25 protein-coding genes and 1 tRNA gene are annotated in these 22,634 nt (G+C 52.7%); 3 read left to right on the top strand and 23 right to left on the bottom strand.

The window, feature by feature from the left end:
- The coding region (locus Q7R85_03695; GenBank protein MDO8585190.1) for a hypothetical protein at positions 1 to 782 on the top strand (782 nt) is incomplete at its 5' end.
- Between the two features lie 60 nt (positions 783 to 842).
- On the opposite strand, the gene rnc is transcribed toward Q7R85_03695, so the two are convergent.
- From rnc to Q7R85_03580, 23 genes are all read right to left on the bottom strand, one after another.
- Positions 843 to 1,547 carry a ribonuclease III gene (gene rnc / locus Q7R85_03690; GenBank protein MDO8585189.1) on the bottom strand — a complete coding sequence of 235 codons (705 nt, stop codon included), beginning with the start codon at positions 1,545 to 1,547 and terminating at the stop codon, positions 843 to 845.
- A 68-nt stretch (positions 1,548 to 1,615) separates the two neighbouring features.
- Positions 1,616 to 2,110, bottom strand: a complete 495-nt coding sequence (gene nusB / locus Q7R85_03685) for a transcription antitermination factor NusB (GenBank protein MDO8585188.1) — start codon at positions 2,108 to 2,110, stop codon at positions 1,616 to 1,618.
- A gap of 72 nt (positions 2,111 to 2,182) precedes the next feature.
- Positions 2,183 to 2,365 (bottom strand): 50S ribosomal protein L32, encoded by a 183-nt coding sequence (rpmF, locus tag Q7R85_03680; GenBank protein ID MDO8585187.1) that lies wholly within the window; start codon positions 2,363 to 2,365, stop codon positions 2,183 to 2,185.
- Between the two features lie 243 nt (positions 2,366 to 2,608).
- Entirely contained in the window at positions 2,609 to 3,301 is a 693-nt protein-coding gene (locus Q7R85_03675; protein MDO8585186.1) for a hypothetical protein, read from the bottom strand.
- A gap of 196 nt (positions 3,302 to 3,497) precedes the next feature.
- The gene (locus Q7R85_03670) at positions 3,498 to 3,962 is read right to left on the bottom strand and encodes a hypothetical protein (protein ID MDO8585185.1); all 465 of its coding nucleotides are present in this window, start codon (positions 3,960 to 3,962) and stop codon (positions 3,498 to 3,500) included.
- A 122-nt stretch (positions 3,963 to 4,084) separates the two neighbouring features.
- Positions 4,085 to 4,447: a hypothetical protein gene (locus tag Q7R85_03665; protein MDO8585184.1), complete on the bottom strand. Its 363-nt coding sequence runs from the start codon at positions 4,445 to 4,447 to the stop codon at positions 4,085 to 4,087.
- Positions 4,448 to 4,597: 150 nt separating this feature from the next.
- Positions 4,598 to 5,134 carry a hypothetical protein gene (locus tag Q7R85_03660; protein MDO8585183.1) on the bottom strand — a complete coding sequence of 179 codons (537 nt, stop codon included), beginning with the start codon at positions 5,132 to 5,134 and terminating at the stop codon, positions 4,598 to 4,600.
- A gap of 236 nt (positions 5,135 to 5,370) precedes the next feature.
- The gene (locus tag Q7R85_03655; GenBank protein ID MDO8585182.1) at positions 5,371 to 6,096 is read right to left on the bottom strand and encodes a polyprenol monophosphomannose synthase; all 726 of its coding nucleotides are present in this window, start codon (positions 6,094 to 6,096) and stop codon (positions 5,371 to 5,373) included.
- Positions 6,097 to 6,173: 77 nt separating this feature from the next.
- Positions 6,174 to 7,994: a glycosyltransferase family 39 protein gene (locus Q7R85_03650; GenBank protein MDO8585181.1), complete on the bottom strand. Its 1,821-nt coding sequence runs from the start codon at positions 7,992 to 7,994 to the stop codon at positions 6,174 to 6,176.
- Positions 7,985 to 8,416, bottom strand: coding sequence for a hypothetical protein (locus tag Q7R85_03645; protein MDO8585180.1), 432 nt, complete (start codon positions 8,414 to 8,416; stop codon positions 7,985 to 7,987). The genes Q7R85_03650 and Q7R85_03645 overlap by 10 nt, the downstream gene beginning before the upstream one ends.
- A 124-nt stretch (positions 8,417 to 8,540) precedes the next feature.
- Positions 8,541 to 10,064: a glycosyltransferase gene (locus Q7R85_03640; protein MDO8585179.1), complete on the bottom strand. Its 1,524-nt coding sequence runs from the start codon at positions 10,062 to 10,064 to the stop codon at positions 8,541 to 8,543.
- 135 nt (positions 10,065 to 10,199) lie between these two features.
- Positions 10,200 to 10,697 (bottom strand): hypothetical protein, encoded by a 498-nt coding sequence (locus Q7R85_03635; GenBank protein ID MDO8585178.1) that lies wholly within the window; start codon positions 10,695 to 10,697, stop codon positions 10,200 to 10,202.
- A 116-nt stretch (positions 10,698 to 10,813) separates the two neighbouring features.
- Complete coding sequence (locus tag Q7R85_03630; protein ID MDO8585177.1) at positions 10,814 to 11,362, bottom strand: CYTH domain-containing protein; 549 nt, start codon at positions 11,360 to 11,362, stop codon at positions 10,814 to 10,816.
- A gap of 126 nt (positions 11,363 to 11,488) precedes the next feature.
- Positions 11,489 to 11,573 (bottom strand) — tRNA-Ser (locus tag Q7R85_03625).
- Between the two features lie 74 nt (positions 11,574 to 11,647).
- Positions 11,648 to 12,055, bottom strand: coding sequence for a hypothetical protein (locus Q7R85_03620; protein ID MDO8585176.1), 408 nt, complete (start codon positions 12,053 to 12,055; stop codon positions 11,648 to 11,650).
- A 14-nt stretch (positions 12,056 to 12,069) separates the two neighbouring features.
- Complete coding sequence (locus Q7R85_03615; protein ID MDO8585175.1) at positions 12,070 to 13,092, bottom strand: sulfite exporter TauE/SafE family protein; 1,023 nt, start codon at positions 13,090 to 13,092, stop codon at positions 12,070 to 12,072.
- A gap of 1 nt (position 13,093) precedes the next feature.
- Entirely contained in the window at positions 13,094 to 15,328 is a 2,235-nt protein-coding gene (locus tag Q7R85_03610; GenBank protein MDO8585174.1) for a heavy metal translocating P-type ATPase, read from the bottom strand.
- A gap of 4 nt (positions 15,329 to 15,332) precedes the next feature.
- Positions 15,333 to 15,695, bottom strand: a complete 363-nt coding sequence (locus tag Q7R85_03605) for a cupredoxin domain-containing protein (GenBank protein ID MDO8585173.1) — start codon at positions 15,693 to 15,695, stop codon at positions 15,333 to 15,335.
- A gap of 44 nt (positions 15,696 to 15,739) precedes the next feature.
- Positions 15,740 to 16,729, bottom strand: coding sequence for a hypothetical protein (locus tag Q7R85_03600; protein ID MDO8585172.1), 990 nt, complete (start codon positions 16,727 to 16,729; stop codon positions 15,740 to 15,742).
- Positions 16,730 to 16,757: 28 nt separating this feature from the next.
- On the bottom strand, positions 16,758 to 17,252 hold the full coding sequence (locus Q7R85_03595; protein MDO8585171.1) for a hypothetical protein: 495 nt from the start codon (positions 17,250 to 17,252) through the stop codon (positions 16,758 to 16,760).
- A gap of 7 nt (positions 17,253 to 17,259) precedes the next feature.
- Entirely contained in the window at positions 17,260 to 18,039 is a 780-nt protein-coding gene (locus Q7R85_03590; GenBank protein MDO8585170.1) for a cytochrome c biogenesis protein CcdA, read from the bottom strand.
- 5 nt (positions 18,040 to 18,044) lie between these two features.
- Complete coding sequence (locus Q7R85_03585; GenBank protein ID MDO8585169.1) at positions 18,045 to 18,536, bottom strand: DUF1573 domain-containing protein; 492 nt, start codon at positions 18,534 to 18,536, stop codon at positions 18,045 to 18,047.
- A 94-nt stretch (positions 18,537 to 18,630) separates the two neighbouring features.
- Positions 18,631 to 19,086, bottom strand: coding sequence for a hypothetical protein (locus Q7R85_03580; protein MDO8585168.1), 456 nt, complete (start codon positions 19,084 to 19,086; stop codon positions 18,631 to 18,633).
- 88 nt (positions 19,087 to 19,174) lie between these two features.
- Between Q7R85_03580 and Q7R85_03575 the strand changes: the two genes are divergently transcribed.
- Both Q7R85_03575 and Q7R85_03570 read left to right on the top strand, forming a co-directional pair.
- Positions 19,175 to 21,517 carry a phosphoketolase family protein gene (locus tag Q7R85_03575; GenBank protein MDO8585167.1) on the top strand — a complete coding sequence of 781 codons (2,343 nt, stop codon included), beginning with the start codon at positions 19,175 to 19,177 and terminating at the stop codon, positions 21,515 to 21,517.
- The coding region (locus Q7R85_03570) for an acetate/propionate family kinase (protein MDO8585166.1) at positions 21,499 to 22,634 on the top strand (1,136 nt) is incomplete at its 3' end. The genes Q7R85_03575 and Q7R85_03570, both read left to right, overlap by 19 nt.

Below are 22,634 nucleotides of genomic sequence, written 5' to 3'. Positions count from 1 at the left end.
CCATGGGTGGGAAACGGTTCCGCTGGATTTACTTCCAGCTCGGGCAGCTGGCCCTGCTAACGATTGCGGCATTCGCGGCGGCGCTTGCCGTTGCCGTTCCCGCGAGTTCATTCACGCCCACGTGGTATCAATTCCTCCGTGCGGCGGACACGAGCGTCATGCTGTGGATTCCCATGCTCGCGCTATCGTTACTCCTGATGCGCAAATGGCCAAAAGGGCGTCCACTGCGCGCCGAACGCGAATGGCGCGTATCACACCTCGCGCATAGCCAACCGTTGGAACGAAGAGTCGCAGTGTTGCTACGCATGTGTGAACGACGCAAGCATCATTCACTGCGCGAGCGACGCGAAGGCCGGCACGAAAAATTCTTACCGCTCTTCGTCACAACCGCATCCATCGTACTGACGATTTTCTACGGGATATACGCAGACCCCGTTCACTTGAAGCGCCTGCATCCCAACTTTGAGCTCCGGAGCGAGGAGCTGATGGGCGCGATCACCACGGCGCTTGTGTTCGGATTCATCGGCGTCATGCTCGGCGCGACACTCCGCAACCGCAACGCGTTCCTGGCGCTTTTCGCATTCATCGGCGTATCGGCACTCTACATGACGCTCGACCGGGAGTTTCTCTACAATCCCGAGGCAGGTTGGTACCTCATGGGTTGCAGCATCGTTTCGCGTTTCGGAGACATCGGCGCGATGTCTCTCGGCATCGCGCTTGGCATCTTCGTACGCGAAGTCATCCGCTACCGGAGGCGGTCACAACGACCAACAAAGACGTGAGGCCTCATCTCGTAATACGGGATGAGGTCTTTTGCTTTAAAACAAAAGGTTTCTCGGCGGCTACTTCGAGATAAGCTCCAGCGCATTGCGCGCCGCTTCCACTTCGCCGTCTTGCTTGGACTGCCCCGAACCTTTGGCGATCAGCTCACTGCCAAAATACACGCCAACCACGAAGACACGGTCGTGGTCCGGACCTTTTTCTTCCAGCACGCGGTATGTCGGGGTGAGCTTCCGTTCGGCTTGGATTTTTTCCTGCAGAGAACTTTTCGGATCTTTATATAAACTTTTTTCCAGCACCTCCGTGAGACGCGGCGCAACGGCGCGAACAATGAATGCTTTCGCGGATGCATATCCCCCATCACAATAAATGGCGCCGATGATGGACTCCATCGCGTTCGCCAAAATCACCTCGCGCGCGCGGCCGGTGTCTTTTGCCTCGCCACGTGAAAGACGCAAATATCGCTCAACGTCCAGCGACCGCGCTATGACTGCAAGCATCTGATAGTTCACGAGCGCGGCGCGCAAACTGGTGAGCGTTCCCTCTTCGTACTGTGGAAACCGCCCGTACAATTCTTCCGTAATGCCTAGCTCCAGCACCGCATCTCCTAAAAACTCCAACCGCTCATTGTGCGAGGTTATTTCCCCGGGATGTTCATTTAAATACGAGCGGTGCGTCAAAGCCTCGGCAAGGAATGCCGGCTTTTTGAAGACGTAATCAATATTTTTTTGGAGGCCAGAGTTATCCATCAACAATCCGTTTGTCATTCCCGGCATATGCGGGAATCCAGAACTCGCGAGCTAGATTCCGGGTCAAGCCCGGAATGACAACCGCGCTAATCTTCTTTGCTTTTTTCTTTTGTCTTTTTCCGTTCTTCCCGCTTCGCGCGCGCTTTTGCTTCTTCTTCGTCATGGCTCGGCAACTGTTTATACACGGTGCCTAAAACCCCGTTGATAAACTTTCCGGAGTTGGGACCGCCGTAATTTTTTGCAATTTCAATCGCTTCGTTAATCGCCACCTTCGGCGGCACTTCATCGTGGTTGGCGTAGAGCAGCTCAAAAAGCCCGATGCGCAAGGCATTGCGGTCAATGATGGCAATTTGCGCCAATGGCCACTCCGGCGCGGCTTTTTCAATAATGGCGTCAATCGCTCCCTGATGCTCAATGACGCCTTTCACGATTTTCCAAACAAACTCCGGTTCATCCATTCCGGGCGCGAACTCCTTCATGTTGCGCTCAACGATTTGCGTCAAGTCGTGCGCGCGATTGTAGAACTCCCACTCGTAGAGCGATTGGAGAACAACGGAGCGACCGAGTTGACGGGTAGCCATAGTTTATTAAAGACGTAAGATTTAAGAAGTATGAAGTAAGAACGCCCAGGGAGGTTGATGCCCTCTTATGTCCTACTTCTTATTTCCTACTTCTGTCCCCGTGCCGTACGTCCGGCATTGTGGGCACGCGCGATGGCCAAAAATCGGCCCTTTGCAACTTCCGCAAACGGAAAGATTCGTCTTTTTCAATGCCTGATGCGATCGTACGCGTCGCGTCTTGCCGTGTGTTCGTTTTTTTGTTGGTACACCACCCATACGGGAAAAAATCCTAAATCCTAATACCTAATTTCTAATAACTACGGGCTCAACTCTTATAGATAATAGCTTATAGAGACAAAAGAAAAAAGTCAATCCCGTTAGAAGCCGCCCTCGCCCTTTAGCGAGTGGCTCTGTCCTCCTTGGGGCGGCCTGCTTCTAACGGGATCAAACGCCGCGCAGAAAATGGAAGAGGCACAGAACGCAAGCGCTCCGTGCCTCAACTTTGCTTCTTCTCGACCGTTACTTCGACCAACGGAGGAGACCAACTTCGACAAGTGCCTTGTAGGCACAGACGACAGCGCTCTCCTCCACGAAGAGGCCGGACGCCAGGACTTCCGGGAACTCATCGAGCGGAACCATGAGCGTTTCCATGATCTCGTTCGGGTTGGGCTTCCGGGCATCCTGCACGCGCCCCAAACCTGTCGCGAGGAAGAGGTGCGCGCGCAGTCCGTGGTCGTTCGGTCCCGCGCCACGGTACTTGCCCGTCTCGATCATGACGTGGCCGATGTGCTTGAAGTTCCCGCCGCCCAGACCCGTTTCCTTGAGATAGGCCTGTTTGGTCTTTTCGGTGATCTCCTCAAGCGTTGCGTTCGGATCGATCTTGCCAATTCCGCCTGGCGGGAGCTCCCAGCTCGCCTGATTCACGCCGGGCTTCCATTGGCAGAGTGTTACGACGTGCGGACCATGATCGATTTCCGGATACGTGTTATCCGGCCACGTCTCCCGCGGATTGACGATCCCAAAGCAGACCGCCCATCCGAAGTGCCGGATGATCGAGGTGAAGTCCTCGACACCATTCCCCGTCCGGAGCTTGTAGTTGAGCGTTCCTCCGAAGAACGGGATCTTGGGTCCCGGTTCCGGTTCGCCCACGAGCGGCCAACCCTTGAACCGATCCTCTGCCGCGAGGCTACGAAACTGTTCTATCGCTCGCATTGCTACGCCTCCTTCTTCTATTACCTACCTCTGTTTACCTACTACTAAGCGATATTATACCAACCGCGCCGGAAAAAGTCAAGCGTATGTAAAATGATTAGAGCTTAGCTGTCTTTGGCGGTAAATTCTCGCTCTTTCAAAAAGGAAGCGGCTTGCGTGAAACGCAAGCCGCCAGTAGCTTAGCCCATATGAAGGGCTATGCCTTCGCAACTTTAACGATCTCTCCTGAGGGGTGCACAGTGAACAGATAGTAGTGTTCACCTGTGCCACCGTCCTCTCGCAACACCTCCACCGACTTCCCGAAAATCCGCGCCAGCTCCCGGAAGGGCTTGTCAGCGATCGGGAAGCCGCCGAGCTGCTCATAGGTCTCGATGATCTCCAGCAGCTCGACTTTCACGATCTTGTAGCCGTTCCCGCAGCTCTCGCACTGAACACGCTTTTCCCGCGGGCTGAACACGGGCCTCAACATCTGCGGCGTGATACCGATGAGCGGCAACACGCGCATCAGCGGCAGCCACCAGCCGAGATCGCCGAAAGCGATGGACCGGTACTCGATGCAGTTGTTGGGCCTCGCCGAGAAACTCACCAAGTTGGAGCCCGCAAAGGCCTCCTTGATTGCCTCGTCCGGAATCTCTTTCGGCCAATCGTATTTCTGCCCCATGGAACTCTCCTTTCAAGGTACGATCCAATCCAAGCACATGCCCAGATTGCTTTTCATTCTATCGTAATACATCTCATATGTCAAGCCGCCCACGACCCCGAAGGGTGTGGGCGGCAAAGGGCCTAGTGACGAATGGCGGAAAACGTGAGCGCGGCGCCGATAGCGGCGAGGGCGACTCCACCTCCAAAAAGGACGCGGAACGCCCACACGTTACCATTAGTTGTTTCCATGTACTTCATCGCCCGAAGTATCAACACGAATGGGAAAAAGAAGACGACCGCTGTCGTGCCAACGACGAAGGCAATTATCGCGCCGACCGATGCGGCGCATCCTCCAAACCGCCCGCGTAGGCGCTTCGCGGCAGCCACAATCGACACGCTAGTGAACCGCCAGAGAACGTAGAGGAGCGCAGAAAAGACAGTAAGTCCCCCGAGCGCTATCATGCCGACAAAGAATCCATCCACGAGCAATGACTGCTGTACCATGGAACACCTCCACAAAATGGGAGATATGAAAACGCGTAACTACTGCTATCGTATAAAAATTCAACCGCGCGGTCAATGATAAAAATGATATGCGGCCGAGAAGGATGGAACCTTCTCGGCCGCTGCATGATGATTCGCGATGGCGTCGCCCTACTTCGCCATGGTCTTCGTGTAGTCGACGTGCTCTTGGGTATAGAAGATGCCAAGCGTGGTCCCGGAGCGCATGATGCTGTATTGGAGGCGCGTCCGCCACTCCTTGTTCCGCGACTCCCACTTCCAGATGTACGTGTCACCGGCCTTAGCGTGGCTGATGAACGGATCGCCAAGGTTGGCGTAATCGCCATACTTCTTGACGACGGCTTCCGCATCGCCGCTCGACATGCCATTCTCGAGTTCACGCCATGCGAGAAAGAGCGGGTTTGACGGAGCGCCGTCAGGCGGAAGCTCCGCCGTATCGCCTTTCGGCTTCTCCTTCGGCTTCGGATCTTCCTTCGGCTTCGTCGCCTCCGGTTGCGTGTCGGATTGCGTCGGCGCCGGAGTCGTGACTGCCGGCTGCGCGTTGATCTTCGCACGATCCTGCCATGCGAAGTACACGATTCCGACAACGGCGACTACCGCACCCACGATGAGCATCCCAAACAGGAGCGGCACAGGAGTAGCGTCCCCGCGATTCTTTCTCCGGCTCATACGAGCCTCCTTTCTGCTCCGAAGAGCAAACGAACTACTGCTGTTTATGGTAACAACTGGTAAGTGGCCGTCTAGTGCATAAAAAATATCATTCAACTCCGCGACTGTAGAGAATGGCGTTACTCTACTATTACGCGACCGCGTAATAGTAGAGTAAGGTAGCGCAAGATTACTCTCGGCATTTCGTCGAGGTCGCGATGACAACCCATCATTTTTCACTATTCACTTTTCATTATTCACTGACGCAAGTAGCCCCACAGATTCTTCAAATACGCGAAAATTTCGCGCGGGCCGTTTTTGCTTTTGCCAGCGGTGCGGTTGACGAACACTATCGGCACTTCACGCACGTTCTTGCATTTTCCCTTCACGAGAATTTCCAAAAGAATTTTGAAGCCGCGCGGATTAAACACGCCGTTCGCCATATCGTCCGCGATGCACGTTCGCTTCACCATAAAATATCCGGTCATCGTATCCTTCACGCGCGTGAATGGCCGCGAAAGGAGCGTCGCGCCCCATGAAAGCAGTTTGCGATACCAGCCCCAGCCGATGATTTTTCCGCCCGGAATGTACCGGCTGCCGATGACCATGTCGGCGGCTCCACTCTCAACCAACCGGAACATCTCCGGCAGTTTTTCCGGCGGATGGCTGAAGTCCGCGTCCATCACGGCAAGAATATCGCCCTTCGCAGCCGCGAACCCTTCAAGTGCCGCAGAAGAAAGTCCTAATTTACCCGCACGATGCAGCACTCGAAGTGATTGGTGGCCCTTCGACAAGCTCAGGGAATAATCTTTTGCAAGGTCGTCAAGCAACACACCTGTGCCGTCGGGAGAATTATCATCAACCACAATCACCTCGCCATCAATACTCGCGTCTTTCAAAACGTCAAAAATCTTCCGCAACAACGTTGGGATATTTTCGCGTTCATTATAAGTTGGAATTATTATGGAAAGACGCGGTATCATATTGTTGCCCTTCGATAAACTCAGGGACTATTATTTCCTGAGCTTGTCGAAGGAATACCTGTTAGTAAGGATTGATTCTACAGGGCGCCGACGTAAACCTTAAACGCCACATCGCCGCGCTTATTCTTTATATTCACCTCTTCCGTACCTTCGGTCAACGGACGAAGGTCGGCCGGAAGAACAGAGTTTGTCGGCATGATGAAATAATAATTTTTGAATCCGACGCGGGCAAAATAATCCACGCCATGGTCTTTCAGATATTGGCGATACGTATCACCGGAAATAATCGGCCACGCGTGGTAAATGTTCAGCCGGTCAAGCACCCACAATTTCGCGCCGTGGTCAAAATTGCCTTCAGCGACGACAAACGCGGGGTAGAGCAGCGCTCCCTCGGCATTTGCTTTCGCGAGCGCCTCATCGCGCAATCTTTCAAGAAAACGGTAGCGCACGTCAAAGGTAATCGCAGGTGCTTTTCCCGCAAATTCGTTTGCAAAGTAATCCCCCAGCTCGTTATAGCCCCAATTATAATTTTCGTAACGGACTTTAGAGGCAAAAAGCGGTGTTGAACCATGCGGATAATTGGCGAGTTCGTTATTTACCGCGTAGGCAGTTTCCCACGCGAGGATAATGGAGCATACGACAAACATAGCGGCGCCAAACGATGCGCCTTGCGCGCGAGCATAGACGGCAACAAACATCACGGCGACGACAAGTGCCATCCACGGCGTGAGCATCGTCAAAAACCGGTACGATGGCCCGATTTTCAGGATAAGCAGCGTAGTCCAAAAAAGCGCAATAATGAGGAACCACTCGGATGTTCTTATGCTAATGTTCTTGAGAACATTAGCATAAGAAAGCGCGGCTCTTGTAAAGAATACTACTACCGCAATACCAAAGAGCGCGAGAAACAGCCATGAGTTTGTCGCGATGAGGCGCGGGATGAAATTCGCAATGCGATCGCCGAGCGTGCCGATGTTTTTACCCGGCGCGACACTCCAAACCTCCGGATCCTGGCCGACTATATATGAAAGTTGAAAATCGAAATGTCCGGTCGCTTGATATAGGCCAATGTTGTAAAGAATCACCGGACTGAAGATGGCAAGCGCGGCGAGGCCGCCAAGCCAGAAAAATTTATTCCGGAACACGTCACGCCGAAAGAGAGCCGCGTAGGTCACCAGTATCGGCGCAATGACGGCGACGGTATATTTTGCGAGCAGCCCTAAACCGAAGGCGACACCGGCCCACATGAAGTCTCGGCCGTTCTTCAACGCGCGAATAAAAAAGTATGAAGTAAGAAGTATAAAGAAAATCACATACGATTCCTGCAACCCGACGCGCGAGACGTAGACATGATTGAGCGTCACCGCCATGAGCGCTGCAGCTATCACGCCGACATTCGGCGCAAAGAGCAGCACGCCTACGGCATAAAGCAGATAAACGGAGGCAATACCAAGAAGCGCGGACGGGAGACGAAACGCGAAATTATTTTCACCGAACACGCGCATGAACACATGCTGAACCGCAAACACGAGCGGCGGATGGTCGTGGAAAGAAAGATTCATCCACCAGCGACCGTTCGCGGGATCTTTCGCGTCAAACCACTCCAGCGGCGTTGTTTGAAATTCCGCTTCATCAAAGTCCATCATTGCTATGCCCCGAAACGCCGAAAATACCTCGTCGTTTACGGGGTCACCGCTTCCGAGGTTATAGAGCCGTAAGAAGGCGGCGGCTACAAGTATCAAAATCAACCAATAACGCTGTTTCACGATGATAGTATCACACGCGGGCGTATAAAAAGCAAAACGACGGTCACCGAAGGTAACCGTCGTCTGCGCGTTCTGCTCTACCTGCGCTCCTTCTTTCTCATCGGTCACCTCCGACTTCACCACTACATCCACGGAAGCGGCGGCGCCTGCAGGAAGAGTTTGGGGTCAAACTCCTCCATCTTCATCGGACCTTTGAGGAAAACATGCAGCGACAGCGCCTTCTCGTCCCCCATGTTCCCCATGCGCTGGATGAACTGCGGGAGCTCCAGGAAGGTCTTGCCGGCGCTTCCCACGGCGCGCTGTCCGAACAGCTCCTTCGTCTTCATGCTGTAGCGCTCTTCGAAGAGCGTCCCGGAGACCACCTGAATCAGCCCCTCCGAGTTGCCGTGGTGATGGAACGGGGTGACGCTCCTCGCATCCCACAAGAGGAAGTAGGCGTCACACAACTCCCTCTTCTCCAATACGTCTCCGAAGACGTTGGTCAGCATGGCGCGATCTTCCGCACTGGGACCAATGTCCATCCGACGGTATCCCGGCTTCTTTGCCTTCATCATCACAAACCTCCTCTTCACAAAAGAAGACAACTAAACACTGTTTTTTACTCTAGTCCGCCGCGCAAAAAAACGCAAGAGCCGGGCGTTAAAAATCAATAACGGGCACACACGCAGTGCGTACCCGTTATTCGCTGTCGTTAAGAAACTCTCCCCAATGGTGGGTCTTGTCCCAGTGATGCGGCTTCGTGAGCAACTGGTAGAACCCTTGCACGACCGCAACCGCCATCAGCCCCCAGTAGAGCGGCATGAAGACGGAAACAAGCGCCGTTATGTAGCGTCGCTCCTTGAGTGCCACGAGCACGTGCAAGAGGACGAGCGAGACGTTGCCGAAGATGAACGCGAAGAGGTGCATGCCACGCACGAAGGGCGGGAAAAACGGCGCGATGAGCGCGTTTCCCCCGCACAGCCACACGACAAACAGCGACCAGAACACGATGTTCACGAGATGCACGACCGACCCACCGAACGTGCAAAAGGTGAACGCGGCGAATCCCCGCACGCCGAAGTTCCGTATGGCCTGTACGGGATGTCGGACATGCACAATGAACGTCTGGAAGAATCCTTTGATCCAACGTCTTCGCTGACAAATCCAGTTCCGAATGTCCGCGCTTGCTTCTTCGTAAGTCGTGGAGTTAAGCATGAGCGTTGCGCATCGGCCTTTCAGGCGATAGATGCGCATGCCCATGTCGCAGTCCTCGGTTACATTATACGGATCCCATCCGCCGATGGTTTTGAGCGTCGCCGCGCGGAAATGATTAGATGTTCCGCCTAGCGGCACCGGCAGTTTCAGGGCGCTGAGTGCGGGCAAAGTGTATCCGAACCATGCCGCGTATTCCGCCACAAACCACCGCGTGAGCACGTTTTGCGATTCGTTGTAGTAATCAAGCCGCGCCTGAAGGCATGCGATGTTCGGATACCGCCGGAACATACGCCATGCCTTTTTGAGCTGGTCACGCTCCGGACGGTCTTCCGCGTCGTAAACGACGACAAACTCCCCTTTTGCAAGGCAGAGCGCGGCGTTCAACACGCGTGGCTTGGAACGCAGGTACGGGTCGGGCCTCACCGCGATGACGCGAATGTGTTTCGGTAGCTTCATCCGCTTGAGCACAGCGATCGTCAGCTCGTCATCGCTATCCACCACGAGCAGGATTTCCAGCAACTCCCTTGGCCAATCCAGCGCGGTGAGCGCTTTGAGCAATCCCGGAATCACCCGTTCTTCGTGATAGAGCGGCACCAGAATGCTGTACACCGGAACATCGCCGGGCTTTTCTTCTTCGCACGCGTCACCTGTCTCCGGTTTCCCGCGAAACAATGAAACAAACGTGAGGTAGAGCCGGACGCAGATCGTCGTGATGTAGAAGAGACCTCCGGCGACGCTCACCGCAACCGCAATGCCACCGATTCCCCATCGCCACGCGATGGCCAAAGAACTGATGATAACGCAGAGCAATGTGAATGCCGCAACCTCCAGCGTTTCACGGCTCCATGTTTCCGCCGCCGAAAACTCGCGCGGCAAATACAGGCAATCCGTGCGCTTCGGGTCCACGTGTGGCACATACCCCTGCACATCATTCAGACATGCAAACCTTTGCGCAAGCCACCGACGAATCCCGGTGAACTCGCGCCGACGAATCGAGCGCTTGTCCACGGGATGACTCCCTTACAAAAGAGTTTATGAAGTTTTCAAGGTTCGCATATATGATACCAGAAAATACAAAAAACACAAATAGAAACCCCGCCTTCCTGTAAGATTGGCGGGGTCGCGTCTTCTCAAATTGCGTTTCTACGGCGCGGGGTCGTAGATAAGGATGGTGAGGTGCCGACCATCATAATAATAGTCGGCATCAGAGAGCAGGTTCATTCCGCGGTTCTTTTCGTCCTCGTAGAACTCCTCTCGCCGCTTGCTGTCTTCCTCGCGCGGACGAGTCGCAGAAATGTCCAGCAAGTCAAAGAGTTTGATCTTCGGCGGCTTACGATCCTTGTTCTCCCCAACCTTGTACCGCACCACAAGCCGCAAGTCCTTGTTGCTCTTGCCAAACACCGGGTTCACCTTGATGCACTCGATGCCAGGAATTTGTGCGAGTGCGCCGTTCATCTCCATTTCAATCTTTCCCATCTCCTCCTGCTTCGTCGACGAACTTCCCGTACCACGGTAGAAGAGCAGCTCATGCCACCCGGGATTCGTGGGCGGTGGCGCGGGCTTTTTGTCCTCGGGAAACATCGCGCCTGCAAGCACGAAGACGTTCAGGATGAGCGCGCAGACGAACCGGCGCGTATTCATGGGTACCTCCATCAAAAAGGGGCTACTCAACTAGATAATATGGTAGCCCATTCCGATTATTTCTGCAATAGGGAGTACAAGAAATAAGACGTAAGAAGTACGAAGTAGGAAAAAAACTACGGCGTCTCCTCCACGACTCCCGCGGCGATGAGCGCGCGGTAGTGCTCGGGCTTCTTGCGTTTCAAATATTCAACACCCTTCCCGCGCACGGGCGCGATGGTGAGGTTATATGCCTTTGCAAATTCCAAAATTTTCGCTATCGCACCGCCAATTTCAAATTTTTCATTCACGAGCAACTCTATTTCTCCCAAGCTGTAGGAAAAGTCCGAATAATCAACCGCGTCCAAGTCAATAATAAAATCGTTCTTGCGATATTTTCTACGCGTGGTTTTACATACGCAAAATGCCTCGTATCCGTTTGCCGCAAGCACACCGCGCAATTCCCCGCTCGCGGGAAGTTTTAATGCGCTCCGAATATCGGCTTCGTTCTCAATCTCGTCGTACTGATCCGCAATCCGTTTCCCGTTTTCGTTTAGCCCCATCTTCAGCTCCCATTTGCCATCGCGCTCGCGGAGCCAGATGTCTTTTGTCGTCAACTTATAGTTGGCGGTGTCGTAGTAAGTGTCGGTAAAGACTTTTTCGCAGCGCGGAGGGGGCGGGAGAATCTCACGTCGCGCTTGCGCGCTCTTTAAAACCCAGCGGTTTTAATGTTTCCGCCACGGGGAAACTCCCGTTTCCCCGACCCCTTTCCCGTTCGACTCCCACCCCCACCTTGTTCGCTATGCTCACTGCGGAGGGGGCGGGAGTCGAACCCGCGATACCTTGCGGTATACCACCTTTCCAAGGTGGCGCACTAGGCCACTATGCGACCCCTCCGTTTACTAGAAAGCTTACGCAATGTTGCATAAAAATGCAAAATTGAATGGCGTAATACAATCAGCACCTCAACATCAGTTGAAGTTAACGGTAAAACTATACATCCCCATTGCGCATAGACCGCGCATGACAGTACCGGATTTTTGCGGAGGTATGTCAATAAGCATTTCTCCTGACGGGGGAAGCATGTTGCGATAACCCAAGCTCGGAATAGCCAATGCGGCAGAACAGTCAAATGTTCCCCGCGTATTCATTTTCAACACCGTCGGCAATCCGGCTTTCGCGACAGTCACTCGCGGGTAATAGCCGCCTTTGGCGTTGATGGTGATGAATTGCTTGCCGTCGACGACGCTCACGTTGTTTGCGGGCGGTGCGCCGGCGATATTTGCATTCGAACCGCTTCCGGCGAACATAATCGCTCCCGCGATGAAAACCGCGGCGACGACGATTGATAGGGCGATATTTCTGTTGTCCGTTGACATATGAGAAAGTTTTTCTAAAAGCTAAAAATCGGTGGGATGATTCCCACTCCGACCAAACTGTTAATAAGATTAAAAAGTCCAAAAAATATTACCACGAGCCCGGCCGTCTTAAAGAATATCCCCGATTGCGCTTTTTTATGAATGCCGAGCGAGCTGAAGCTTAAAAGTGCCAGCACCGGAAGCGTGCCGAGCGCGAACGTGAACATGACGAGCGCGCCGGTTAAAAAATTTCCCGTGGTCAGCGCGTAAATTTGCATGGATTGGGTGAATCCGCACGGCAAGAAGAACGTGGCAACCCCGACCAAAAGCGGCGTCAGCGTGTGGTTCACGTTCTTCAACCCATGCACGCGCTTACCGATAAAGGCAGGCATGGTCGGCTGAAGCTTTTTTGCCCACGGAAAAATATCTAAGAGATTGATACCGAGCAGCAGCAGGACGATGGCAACAATAAAACTCAAAACGAACGTACCCGTCGCGCCCAACTGGAACGCCGACCCAAGCGCGCCGATGAGGCCGCCTAAAACAAGAAACGACACCAACCGCCCGGCGTGAAATAATATTTGCGGCCGGATTTTATCCCCTTCCTTCGCGAAGTTCGCAGACATGGAAAGCACGAGTCCGCCGACCACCGCCATGCATGTGGAGACCGAGGCGATGAGGCCGACGAGAAACGCCGTGCCGTAGCCGACTTCCGACGATGTAATCAAATTCACGATGCCTAGTTTTTGTAAAATAATAAACAACGCGATGAATGCTCCGGCGATCGGCAACGCAACGCGGAACTCGCCCCACGCAATGTGATGCTGCTGCCGCAGAAGTGAAAGCGTGTAGCCATGGGGCTTCAAAACCCCGCTCAAATCACGCGCGACGTGTTCGGCGGTTTTGTCCCCGAAGTCGCCGGTCACCTCAACGCTCAAATGTTCAAGCGATGCCTTGACGCTTGATACTTCCGAAACCTCACCAAGCTCGCTTTCGGTCAGCACCACGCACGCGTTGCAATGCATACCAAGCACGTGGAATGTATAGTTTTTCTTCATACTATACGATTGATTTGCGTTTCAGGAGCAGGGAGTTTGATACAACCGAAATTGAACTTGTCGCCATAGCGATTGACGCGAAGATCGGATTTAACAACAAATGGAAAAATGGATACAGCGCGCCCATCGCCACAGGAATCAACACAACATTGTAACCGAATGCCCAAAAAAGATTTTGCTTGATTGTTCGCATTGTTTTCTTTGAAAGCACGATTGCCGAAACAACGGAGCGCAAATCTTTATTGATGAGGGTGATGTCCGCCGCTTCTATGGCAACATCCGTGCCGCTGCCCATCGCGATGCCGATATCCGCCGCGGCCAATGCCGGCGCGTCGTTGATGCCGTCCCCCACCATCGCCACGACTTTCCCTTCGGCCTGTATCTTTCTCACTTCGGCTTCTTTCTCCTCCGGCAACACTTCCGCCAACACGCGCGTTATCCCCACCTGTTTGGCAATCGCATTGGCGGTACGCTCGTTATCACCGGTGATCATGATGGATTCTATGCCGATTTTTTTCAGATTTTCCACCGCCATTTTTGCCGTAGATTTTACTTTATCGGCGGCCGCGACAATACCGGCAAGCTTGCCGTCAATGGCGAGCAAGCTCAATGTTTTTCCTTCGCCGGTCAGACGGCTCATATCGCCCTTCGCCAACGCAATGTCCACGCCATTATCGGTCATCAACTTTTCTTTTCCGGCAAAGACAGATTTACCCTGAATCAGCGCGCTGATGCCGTGGCCGACAATGGACCGGAATTTTTCAATCGGCTCCAATGGCATTGCCTTACGCAATTCGGTTTCCTCAATAATCGCCTTCGCCAACGGATGAGCGGAGCCAACTTCAAGGCTTGCCTCATAACGCAAAATATCCTGCTCCGTAAATCCTCCGTACGCGATGACGTCGGTGACCTTCGGCTCCCCTTCCGTCAACGTTCCGGTCTTATCAAAAATAATTATTTTTACCTTATGCGCTATCTCAAGACTCTCCGCGTCTTTGATAAGAATACCGTGCTCCGCTCCCTTGCCGGTACCCACCATGATAGCCGTTGGAGTTGCGAGTCCCATCGCGCAAGGACAGGCGATGATAAGCACGGCGACCATGTTAAGCAATGCGAACAATAATGTAGGAGCGGGACCGAATATATACCAGACGGCGAACGTGAGAATAGCGAGCATGATCACAACCGGAACAAAATATGAAGACACGAGATCCGCGAGCCGCTGAATCGGCGCTTTGCTTCCCTGCGCTTCCTGCACTAATTTAATAATCCGGGCGAGCATTGTGTCCGACCCGACCTTCGTGGCTTTGAACATAAACGTGCCCGTTTTGTTCATGGTCGCGCCAACTACCGAATCGCCCTTCGCCTTATCGGCGGGCATGCTCTCGCCGGTAATCATGGACTCGTCAATAGATGATTCCCCATCGGTAATAACGCCGTCAACGGGAATTTTTTCCCCCGGCCGGACCCGGATTATGTCTCCGATCATCACCTCGCTTATCGGTATGTCTATTTCCTTGCCGTCACGCAACACCCGCGCGGTTTTCGCCTGAAGCCCAATCAGTTTTTTAATGGCTTCGGATGTTCCCGCTTTTGCTTTTGCCTCAAAATAACGGCCAAGCAAAATGAGACCGATAATGATCGCGCCAGTGTCAAAATACGGCATGGGTTCGATGCCGACGCTTTTCACCAACTGCGGCAACACAGTGACGACAGCGGAATATGCGTACGCGACCGTTGTGCCGATGGCAACCAGCGTGTCCATATTCGCCGTCCGGTGCTTCAGCGCCGAAATGGTCGCGCGGTAAAAACTGAAACCAGCCCAAAATTGGACAGGGGTGGCCAGCAATAGCTGTACCCAAAAACTTTGCAAGATCATCGGCGCGGTTTTCATGAGGCCCGGAAACCCGCCCCACAGAATAAGGCCGCCCAACGCAAGACTCACCACAACCCTCAACCGCAGACTGCGGAGTTCCTGCTGTTTTTCTTTCTGCTCGTCGTCCTCTGTTTTTATCTCTTCGGTGATGAGGGCCTGGTAGCCGACATTGGAAACCGCCGAAGAAAGTTTTTTGTCGGTCACTTTTTCCGGATCGTATGTGACCGTCGCCTTCTCGGTCGCGAGGTTAACCGTAGCCTGCATGACCCCCTCCACTTGCTTTAACGACCGCTCCAGCACCAGCACGCACGACGCGCAATGCATGCCCTTAATTGAAAAGGTTTTTTTAGTTTGCGACATAATGTTATTCGGTCACGATTATCTTTCCGTGGTACATACCCATGCCGCAGGAATACGTGAATTCTCCGCTCCGCTGAGGTGTAAGCTCAATCGTTACTTTTTGATTCAGAGGAAGTTGCCTGCGGATCTTAAAATCCCCGAGCACGACTTCCTCAAGGCACGCCGTGGGATCTCTGCGGATGAAATTCAATTTCGTTGTTTTTCCCTTTGCTATTGAAATAGCTTCGGGAGTGTATCCGCCATCAACGATGATGTCCACCGCATCGGAAACCTGAACTTCTTTTTCTTTTTTTCCTAGGAAAAACCAGTAGGTAAACCCCACACCCAATATACTCGCGATAGCGACAATAATTTTATCCGGACTCATATATATGGAAGCCGTTAATTGTTATCTCATTTTGACTCTTGTCGCTATATTCCGCAACCCGGCTGTTGTTGCTGTCGTTGCGGAGCCGCCGGCTGCGAACCGGCATCAATTCCGCATCCGCTGCCTCCCACGCTCCGTTGCTGCGGCTCAGCCACTTGCGAAGCAATGTCGGCATACCCACGCGAACTTGAGTACTTCGCCCCCAACATCTCCCGCGGGCTGACATCCTTCCAATCAACACCGTTGCCTTCCATGTACGCCGCGATGGTGAGGTAGTTGTTCGGGAACCAATAGGAATTTACCGCCAACGCGGTCTTCCACATATCCCCTTCACTCACGCCCTGCGATGCCATCAGCTCCAAGAGTCCCAGCATTGCCATTCCGTGATTGCAATCCGGAAAATGCGTTGAGTTTCCACAGCATGGCCGGTAGATTCCTTTTGATACTTTTTCGACAAGCGCCTGTTGCGACGTCGTAAGCGCAAAGAACTCGTGACGGCTGTAGTGATCCATCGCGTCACCTTCGGCAATAGTCCAGCCGCCAGTGGAGGCAAAATTTCCGGCTCCGCCGTAAGCGGGATTCATCATCTCGCCAGTGTCAAGAACGGAATTTTTGCTTCCAAGACCGAGCGCCCAAAGTAAATTCAACAGGTACCCGGCATTGTCGCTGTTCATAACCAACCACCCATTATTCTTTCCGAGCAGCAGGTCTTCATTCGCTTTTGTAAACGCTCCCCGCTGTTCATAAATTGCCTTGAATTTATCCGCGTCGATCACTCCTGCGTCGACGAGCTTCGCCCCGAGTTCGCCCCACACGACCGGCAATTCAACCCCTTCGGACGGAAGAACTTTTTCCTCCAATTCCGACACCGGTGATTGTTCCTCGCCGGATGCGATATCCGCTTTTTGCTGCGCCCCGGCTTTTACGCCGACGGTATATATCCACGCACCGGCAAGAATAATTGCCGCTACGACAATGCTTGCCGGAACCAAATATTTATTTTCCGCTGCCGCTCCGAAAGTTTTTTCTGTCATATTATTTTTATCTTCCATAATTTTGACGTTACTCTTTGCAACAGTCCGCGAGTTTGTTTACCAAGTCCTCCAGATTTGCGCTCTTCCCTGCCGTTTCCTTCACCTCCTTGCCGTCTACCAATTTAAGTTTGAGCGCCCAAAAAATTGAATATACTTTGTACGCTTTCTCAAACATTTTTTTCGCCTCGTCTTTTTTATTCTCGGACTGGAGTTTATTTCCCACCTCAACGAGCCGCATGGTGGCGGAGAGCAGATGCTTCGATATGCACCACGTTTCTCCCTCGTGATTCGGCATCAGTTTTACCAACAGCTCCTTCCGGAGATTCCGGATTTCCTGCGAGGCGTCAAAATATTCATCTTTTTTTGTTTTTACGCCGGTAAAGAAGAAGTGTTCTTCCAGGCTAATCAGGTTCATCACGGCCAAACTCAAATCTTCGGAGGTTGAGAGATCAACCCCCGCCTTTTCTTTCAGCGATTCTATCTTGACCAGAAACTCGTCAATTGTCGGTAGTTTTGCATTCATGAATTTGTTAGATGAAGAGAACTAATATGCCAATAATAATCATGGCAAGTCCAGCCCAGAACTTTACCCCTTTCATGTTTGATTTTTTCCATTCCTGCACTTTATCCACAATTGTTTTATCCGCCGCCACCCACAGCACCGCCGCAAGCGGCACGATAAGAATCACGTTGTAAAGCACAAGGTAACCGAAGCCGCGGAAGTACGTCACCTGATCGCGGAGCAAGCCGATGACCATGAGGTACGGCCCGCCCATGCATGGGAATTGGCATATGCCGACAAGCAGTCCTAACCCAAAAGCGGCGGGAAACGATGCCCGCTCCATCAGTCGTCCCATTGCCGTGTGGGAAACCGACGGAATTCTCAGCTTAATCGGAAACTTCGGAAAGAACTCATTCAAGATATTAATCACTCCGAATGCGATGAGCAGCGTTGCCCCGAGTTTGCCCATAAAATGCGGCGTGTTGAAGAGGTGCAGGACTTTAAGAATTCCAAGTCCGATCAGGAGATACGCTGAAAAAATTCCGGCGATGTACGTTCCGCCGATTTCTAGAATTTTCTTTCTCGTCAGTTGCATGCCGAACAGGAACGCGATCGTGATGAGGAGAATTGAGAATGAGCACGGATGTACGCTGTCAAGGAGCGCGGAAACCAACACCAGCGGAAGTAGCCACACGCCCTTGTTGCTTACGCTCCAGATGAGCGAGGAAGTCCCCGGGCTGTTTTTTAAGACAACTATCCCAATAATCGCAACGGCTATGACGACTAAAGTTGTTATGGTTTTTCTCATAGCCGTTATGGCGTGACCATCGCCTTTATTTCCAACTGGAGCGCGCCGCCGGATTTATCGGTAAGTGTGACGAGCCGGTCAATCGGTCCGACGCCGGCAGGCCCATGCGCGTTCGGATCATAAACCACCCGAATGACGCGGCTGTCTCCGGCTTTGATTGTTTCATTTGCCGGCGGAACAAAGCCCATACCCGGCATGCCGAAAGGACCCTTAATCGAACCGTCCGCCCGAACGATAGATGCCTTAGTACACATGCACGAAGTTACCAAAGACGAGACAAGGATGTCCGAATCCCCGGGGTTAGTAACCGTAAAGTCTTTTGTGACGTTGCCATCCTTCATCGAAATTGTGCCGAAGTCATACAACAATTCAACGGCGGCAAGCGCGCTTTCCGCGCCGGTACTTGATCCGACGGATTGCTGGGCCGGACTACTCCACAGCACAAGACCGACAAAACCGACGACGACGAGCGTGATGATAACAATGTTTTTATTCATGCTGTTGCGAGAAGCTACTTAATAAAGACGCAAAACAAAAAGCCCCGCGGGGTTATTTGCCAAAAGACAACCGAACTTGGCAAACCCGCAAGGACTATATCGTTGCCGGCGCGTAGATTTTGGGGTTTAAAATACCCCGAGCAAACACTTCTGTCAGTAAATTAAAAAGACCGGTTTGGGGATGCTGTTTCGCGTAGAGCCTCCGGCGCAAAGCGGCACGTTCGGAGAATTCAACAAATGATTTTTCCCGGAAGACGATTACCGCGGCTAATACGGCCGCCAATATAAGCAACCCGAACAGTCCGACATCTTGGGGCGAACTCACCAGCATCCCCTGCCAGAGGGCGATGTGCTCTGAAAAATTCATGGCGCACACCTCAATTTGGCCGTTAAATAGGCAACTGCCGCCCATCGCGCTGTCCATTCTCATTTCACTCATATGATGAAGCAAACCAAACATCGCGAGCCACGAAAAAGAAATCGCGGTCAATATGAACACGATTTTCCCGAATTTTTTGTTCGTTAGCGCGAAATTCATATATGTGACCATGATAGCATCATTTATCATATTTAGGAAGTGGCGGCTAACCAAGGCGCATCCGAGCAACTTCGCCCGCAATCGGTTATAATGTAACCATATGTCTAACAGCGAAATTGCCCCGATTAAAGCGTATGTGCGGGCGGCGAATTATCTGACCGCGGCGCAGCTCTATTTACTGGATAATTTTTTACTTGAACGGAAGTTGAGTTTTGACGACATTAAGTCCCGGCTCCTCGGACATTGGGGGACATGCCCGGGCATTAACTTTGTCTACGCCAATTTGAACGCGCTGATTAAGAAACACGGCGCAAAAATGATGTTCGTGCTGGGGCCGGGACACGGCTTCCCCGCCCTCCAGGCCAACCTATTTATAGAAGGCACGTTGGGCAAGTATTATCCCGAAGCGACACAAGATGAGCGCGGCGCGGGATACGTCATTAAAAACTTCAGCTGGCCGTACGGATTCCCCAGCCACTCCAACCCGGGGACGCCGGGCGTGATCTTGGAAGGCGGCGAGCTGGGGTATTCCCTCTCCACTTCATACGGAGCAGTGCTGGATAATCCGGATCTTTTTGTCGCCTGCCTTGTCGGTGACGGCGAAGCAGAAACAGGACCCACCGCCACCGCGTGGCACCTCAACAAATTTATTGACCCGAAGACATGCGGCGCGGTGCTGCCTATTCTGCATTTGAACGGCTATAAAATCTCCGGTCCCACGATTTTCGGCAGGATGGGCAGAAAAGATCTGAAGAATCTGTTTTCCGGCTATGGTTACGAACCGCACTTCGTCAGCGGCACCGGCGACAAGATTTACGAAAAAATGGCCGCGGTGATGGAGCAGTGCTACCAGTCCATAAAAAATATCCAGAAGCAAGCACGTGAGGGCGCCGGCGTTGTCGCTCCGCGTTTCCCGATGATCATTCTTGAAACCCCGAAGGGCTGGACCGGAATAAAAAAACTCCGCGGCAAAAAAATTGAGGGCAACTGTCTTGCGCACCAAATCGTCGCGCCGAATACCAAAACCGAAAAGGAAGAATTGCACGCGGTGGAGAAATGGCTCCGCTCATACAACTTCGCCGAACTTTTTGACAAAGAAAAAGGGTTCATTGAAGAAATCAAACAGCTCGTTCCCGAGCCGTCGCTCTGCATGGGAAACAACCCCCACGCCTTCGGCGGCAAAATACTGAAAGATTTAATTCTGCCTCCGGCTGATACATTTGCCGAAGACGCGACGAAACCGGGTACCGTTGGCTCCAGCAGCATGCGTCGCGCGGGATTGTATTTGAATGAGGTGTTCAAGCTCAATCCGGAAAATTTCCGCATGCTCTCTCCCGACGAAACCTACTCCAACAAACTTGACGAGGTGTTCAAGACCACCGCGCGCGCATTTGTGGGGCCGACAAAAGCATGGGACGAGGACTTGAAGCCATCCGGACGGGTAATGGAGATGCTTAGCGAACACTCGTTGCAAGGCCTGATGCAGGGCTACATTTTAACCGGACGGCACGCGGTCTTCGCTTCATACGAGGCCTTCATCCAAATTATTTCCAGCATGGTAGATCAGTACCTGAAGTTTTTGAAAGTCGCGCGGGAGATTCCGTGGCGCGGACAGGTTGCCTCGCTGAACTTCATCCTCACTTCTTCCGGCTGGCGGCAAGAACATAACGGCTTCTCGCACCAGAACCCCGGGTTTGTGAGCAATGTGCTGCTGAAGCCGGGCTGCCTCGCGCATGCGTATTTCCCTCCGGACGGCAACACCACGCTTGCGGTGCTGAAACATTGTTTTGAGTCGCGAAATGAAGTAAACCTCATTATCGCCGGGAAAACGCTGGAGCCGCGATGGCTGACACCGGCACAAGCCCAGGAAGAACTGAAACAAGGCCTGATGACGTGGGATTTTGCCTCAGACGCGGAGCCGGACATCGTACTCGCCGCCTGCGGCGATTACCTGACCAAAGAGTGCCTCGCGGCGATTGATATCATAAAACGCGAAGCTCCGGAAATAAAAATCCGATTCGTGAACATTCTGGAACTTTCAGCACTCGGCATCGGCGGCGAAACATGCCGCGTGCGGCTGGAGTTTGAAAAATACTTTACAAAAGATAAGCCGGTGATTTTTAACTTCCACGGCTATCCGGAAACCATCAAACAATTTCTATTTGATAAAGGCGGCGATCATCGGTTTATGGTCAAGGGTTATATCGAAAACGGTTCAACCACGACACCGTTTGATATGCACGTGCGGAACCGCACCAGCCGCTGGCATCTGGCAAAAGAAGTGTTCGCGCGTATGGCAAACGCGGGCGTGATTGAAACGAACAAAGCCGAGACGCTCCATCACGTATACGACAAAAAACTTGAGGAGCACGCCGCCTACATTAAAACGCACGGTGTTGACTTAGATGAGGTAGAAAACTGGGTATGGAACAAAAAATCTTAATCATAAATACGGGAAGCGCGTCAAAAAAGTACGCCGTCTATTCAAATGGCGCGGCAATTTTCACGATGCATATCGAAAAGGAAGACGGTGCGTTTGTCGCGACGACAAACATCGGCGAGCAATCCCAAAAAGCACTTGTAAGTCAGGCGGATTACGACGCTGCGCTTGCATATCTTTTAGCAACCGCGCTCACGATGCACGTTATCGCCGACAAGAATGAAATCGCAGCTGCCGGCGTACGCATTGTCGCTCCGGGAAATTATTTTCTGACAAATAGCATTATTGACGACACGTACCTCGCGAATCTTCGCAACGCGCGCGAACGGGCGCCGCTGCACCTTGGGCCGGCGATAGCGGAGATTGAGCAGCTGCAACGCGCATTGCCCGGAGCGTCCATTGCCGGAATTTCGGACAGCGCGTTTCACGCGACGCTCCCTCTTCAAGCGCGTTTATATAATCTTCCCGAGGATATGGCCGCGAAGTACGGCGTGTACCGCTTCGGCTATCACGGCATTTCGGCGCAATCAGTGATCACAAAAGCTCAAGCGATGCTGGGGACACTTCCCTCCCGCGTCATCATCTGTCACCTCGGTTCAGGCGCGAGCATCCACGCAGTGAAAGATGGCCGAAGTTTTGACACCTCGATGGGCTTTACGCCGCTTGAAGGACTTACCATGAGCACGCGCATCGGAAACATTGATGCCGGTGCGGTGATTTACCTTCTCCAAAAATCCGGCATGAACCCGGCGGAGCTCGAAACTTATTTTAATACGCAATGCGGCCTGCTGGGGCTAAGCGGCAAAACACCGGATATGCGGGAACTGCTTGAACTGGAAAAATCCGGCGATCAAAAAGCAAAACTCGCCATTGACGCGTTTATGTATTCGGTCAGAAAATATATCGGCGCTTACGTTGCCGTGATGGGCGGGCTTGACCTCTTGGTATTTACTGCCACCATCGGCGAACGGTCATTCATCATTCGGAATAGAATCTGCGAAGGGCTTGGCGGTCTCGGCATTACGCTTGATCAAGAAAAAAATAATCGGATGGTAAGCGTTGACGCGCTTATCAACAGTGAACACTCCCCCGTCAAAATCGCAGTCATAACCACCGACGA

It is taken from the genome of bacterium, assembly GCA_030649055.1.
Taxonomy (GTDB): domain Bacteria; phylum Patescibacteriota; class Minisyncoccia; order UBA6257; family JAUSGH01; genus JAUSGH01.
This window is presented reverse-complemented; position numbering and strand designations above follow the sequence as displayed.

Excerpts from the sequence above, each read along its gene's own strand:
- rnc (MDO8585189.1), bottom strand. The coding sequence starts at position 1,547 with ATGACAAACGGATTGTTGATGGATAACTCTGGCCTCCAAAAAAATATT.
- nusB (MDO8585188.1), bottom strand. The coding sequence starts at position 2,110 with ATGGCTACCCGTCAACTCGGTCGCTCCGTTGTTCTCCAATCGCTCTAC.
- rpmF (MDO8585187.1), bottom strand. The coding sequence starts at position 2,365 with ATGGGTGGTGTACCAACAAAAAAACGAACACACGGCAAGACGCGACGC.
- Q7R85_03675 (MDO8585186.1), bottom strand. The coding sequence starts at position 3,301 with ATGCGAGCGATAGAACAGTTTCGTAGCCTCGCGGCAGAGGATCGGTTC.
- Q7R85_03670 (MDO8585185.1), bottom strand. The coding sequence starts at position 3,962 with ATGGGGCAGAAATACGATTGGCCGAAAGAGATTCCGGACGAGGCAATC.
- Q7R85_03665 (MDO8585184.1), bottom strand. The coding sequence starts at position 4,447 with ATGGTACAGCAGTCATTGCTCGTGGATGGATTCTTTGTCGGCATGATA.
- Q7R85_03660 (MDO8585183.1), bottom strand. The coding sequence starts at position 5,134 with ATGAGCCGGAGAAAGAATCGCGGGGACGCTACTCCTGTGCCGCTCCTG.
- Q7R85_03655 (MDO8585182.1), bottom strand. The coding sequence starts at position 6,096 with ATGATACCGCGTCTTTCCATAATAATTCCAACTTATAATGAACGCGAA.
- Q7R85_03645 (MDO8585180.1), bottom strand. The coding sequence starts at position 8,416 with ATGATGAAGGCAAAGAAGCCGGGATACCGTCGGATGGACATTGGTCCC.
- Q7R85_03635 (MDO8585178.1), bottom strand. The coding sequence starts at position 10,697 with ATGAATACGCGCCGGTTCGTCTGCGCGCTCATCCTGAACGTCTTCGTG.
- Q7R85_03620 (MDO8585176.1), bottom strand. The coding sequence starts at position 12,055 with ATGTCAACGGACAACAGAAATATCGCCCTATCAATCGTCGTCGCCGCG.
- Q7R85_03615 (MDO8585175.1), bottom strand. The coding sequence starts at position 13,092 with ATGAAGAAAAACTATACATTCCACGTGCTTGGTATGCATTGCAACGCG.
- Q7R85_03610 (MDO8585174.1), bottom strand. The coding sequence starts at position 15,328 with ATGTCGCAAACTAAAAAAACCTTTTCAATTAAGGGCATGCATTGCGCG.
- Q7R85_03605 (MDO8585173.1), bottom strand. The coding sequence starts at position 15,695 with ATGAGTCCGGATAAAATTATTGTCGCTATCGCGAGTATATTGGGTGTG.
- Q7R85_03600 (MDO8585172.1), bottom strand. The coding sequence starts at position 16,729 with ATGACAGAAAAAACTTTCGGAGCGGCAGCGGAAAATAAATATTTGGTT.
- Q7R85_03595 (MDO8585171.1), bottom strand. The coding sequence starts at position 17,252 with ATGAATGCAAAACTACCGACAATTGACGAGTTTCTGGTCAAGATAGAA.
- Q7R85_03590 (MDO8585170.1), bottom strand. The coding sequence starts at position 18,039 with ATGAGAAAAACCATAACAACTTTAGTCGTCATAGCCGTTGCGATTATT.
- Q7R85_03585 (MDO8585169.1), bottom strand. The coding sequence starts at position 18,536 with ATGAATAAAAACATTGTTATCATCACGCTCGTCGTCGTCGGTTTTGTC.
- Q7R85_03580 (MDO8585168.1), bottom strand. The coding sequence starts at position 19,086 with ATGGTCACATATATGAATTTCGCGCTAACGAACAAAAAATTCGGGAAA.
- Q7R85_03575 (MDO8585167.1), top strand. The coding sequence starts at position 19,175 with ATGTCTAACAGCGAAATTGCCCCGATTAAAGCGTATGTGCGGGCGGCG.